Annotated in this window: 2 protein-coding genes and 1 riboswitch; of the genes, one reads left to right on the plus strand and one right to left on the minus strand. The window is 63.1% G+C overall.

Features of this window, described 5'->3' with window-relative positions; genetic code table 11:
• Positions 1-1345, minus strand: a 1345-nt coding sequence (locus ACWKY3_RS07740) for a Na+/H+ antiporter NhaC family protein (protein ID WP_449315841.1), incomplete at its 3' end; no start/stop codon positions are given.
• A gap of 61 nt (positions 1346-1406) precedes the next feature.
• A riboswitch (Lysine riboswitch) is annotated at positions 1407-1570 on the minus strand.
• Positions 1571-2189: 619 nt separating this feature from the next.
• Here ACWKY3_RS07740 and ACWKY3_RS07745 point away from each other — a divergent pair.
• On the plus strand, positions 2190-2567 hold the full coding sequence (locus tag ACWKY3_RS07745) for a hypothetical protein (protein ID WP_449315842.1): 378 nt from the start codon (positions 2190-2192) through the stop codon (positions 2565-2567).
• The last annotated feature ends 24 nt before the right edge of the window (positions 2568-2591 follow it).

Here is a 2591-nt window from a genome sequence, read left to right on the forward strand (position 1 = left end):
TGGTGGTGTCGGAGATGGGCGAGCAGTGATCGCCCGCCACCGCGCCCGCCAGGCACGCGGAGATGCCGATGGTCAGCAGCTCGGGCTCGCCCGCAAAGATGGGCAGCACGATGGGGATGAGGATGCCGAACGTGCCCCAGCTGGTGCCCGTGGCGAACGCCAGGCCCCATGCCACCAAAAAGATGATGGCGGGCAGCATGCTGAACAGGCCCGCAGCGGCGCCCTCCATGCAGCCCGACACGAATTCGGCGGCGCCCAGCGCGCTGGTCATGCTCTTGAGTGTGAGGGCGAACGTGAGGATGAGGATGGCCGGCACCATGGCGTTGAAGCCGGCGATGATGCTGTCCATGGAGTCCTTGAACTTCACCACGCGGCGCGCCAGCAGGTACACGAACGCGAACACGAGCGCGATGATGGAACCCCACGGCAGCGCCACGAACGCGTCGGTGTCACCGAAGGCGAGGATGACGTTTTGGTAGCCCTCCGTTTCGGGATCCCAGAATCCACCGACGTAGAGCATGCCCACGATGCACAGCACGATGAGCACCAGGATGGGAATGAGCATGTCCAGCAGATGGGCGCGCGTGTTCTCCACCGGCTCGTCGTTGCCAAGCGAGCCAAGTTCGCCTTCGCGCAGCGCCTTCAGCTCGGCTTTTGCCATGGGGCCGTAGTCAAAGCCCATGACGATGATGGCCACTACGAACACCAACGTGAGCAGGGAGTAGAAGTTGAACGGGATGGCGCTGATGAACAGCTGGATGCCGTCGACGTTCAGGTCGGCGGCAACGCCGGACACGGCCGCCGCCCACGACGACACGGGCGCGATCATGCAGATGGGCGCCGCCGTGGCGTCGATGAGGTAGGACAGCTTCGCGCGCGACACTTGCTGCGCGTCGGTGACGGGGCGCATGACCGATCCCACCGTCAAGCAGTTGAAGTAGTCGTCCACGAAGATGAGCACGCCCAGCACGAACGTGGCTATCTGCGCGCCGATGCGGCTCTTCACATTCTTCGCCGCCCATTTGCCGAACGCCGCCGACGCGCCCGTGGAGTTGATGAGCGCCACCAGAATGCCCAGGATCACCAGGAACACGAAGATGCCCGCGCTATCGGCAAGAGCGGGTATGAGCCCGGTGGTCATGGCATCTTCCTCGGTGCCGCCTGCGGGGATGAACTCGCCGCTGATGATGGCGTCCACCGTGCCGACGGGGTCGAACCCGGTGAGCAGCAACGCTCCCACCACGATGCCGATGAACAGCGAGCTGTAGGTTTCCTTCGTAATGAGCGCGAGCACGATGGCCACGATGGCCGGCACGAGCGCCCAGAAGGTGTTGACGAACTCCATCTTTCCTTCCTCTCCCAGTTTGCTGTGGACCATGGTTCGGCAGGAAAGGCGATTCGTGCAAAACCATGACAGCACTCCGCTGCGCGACAGTGCGCGGAATGTTCTCCCGCGCCCCAGGGCAAAGCGGTCGGAAACCCGCAAAGCCCTTCGGCGGCGTCCCCTTTCGCTCCGCGCTTTCCGGCGCTTTTCGAAGGTACTGATGGAAGCCGCACCTCTGTCATGTTGACCGCAATATTATAAAGGTGCGTCGCGCGAAGAGGAAGCACATGTTGCGGGGCGGAGCGAAGAGCGGCGTGGAGGGCGGCGATGCGACCCCCTCTGCAAAGCGCGTGCCGCTCGCCGGCGTGATTGGCCGCAAAGGGGGGTTGAAGAAAAAATCCACGCGGTCGGATAGGGGAGGGTCGAAAACAGTTCGAAGTTCCGTCGCATATTATGTTGTCCCTGGTAAACGGCGGGGGGGGGGGCGTTTTTTCGGTGCTTTGCCCAGCTGCGAAAGCCGATTTAAGGATATAGGGTGTTGGGGGCTTGAACCCCTTTGTGCGCTGGCTTATTATGGTCGAACCGTCGGTTCCGTTGAGGGTGACAATCATCGGTTGCGGCGGCATTTCGTTCCGTGCGAGAAAGCGATGACGTGGCCGACACCATGACGGCGATTCTGCCGCAACAGCATAGAGCCAAACGGGGGGGGGCGTTTCAACGACGCTCTCGTTCGCGATGCTGTGTCGCCCTTGCGCGTAACGGTTCCGAAGAGGCGGCTGCTCGCGCCTGCCTCAAGCTGGTAGATCCCTCCATTCTTTCCGCTTGCTTCGTTCCCAGGGCGGAGTTTCTGCGCAAGCGGGACGGCGTGTGGCGTCTTGAGCTGCATCCGCTGTTCGGCGGCTACCTGTTCCTGTATTCCGACGATCCTGCCGCGCTGGGCAAGCGCCTGAGGTCCCTTCGCGCTTCCGTTCGGCCCATTGTTGGGGACGACGACGCGTGCGCGTTTTTGACCGACGGCGAGCAGCAGTGGTTCGAGGAGCTGCTGGATGAGGACTTCGTGCTGCGGTTCAGCCGGGGGCGCATCGTGGACGGCCGGACGACGGTTGTCGAGGGGCCTTTGCGGGGGTGCGAATCGCGCATCCGCAAGATAGACCGACATCGTCGCATCGCCTTCGTGGAGACGTCGCTTGCGCGCCGTGAAACGACGATGCACGCGGGATTGGAGATAACGAGCAAAACCTGACGAGGACGCCCGCCCGCCCCGGCC

Source organism: Rubneribacter sp. (assembly GCF_965361815.1).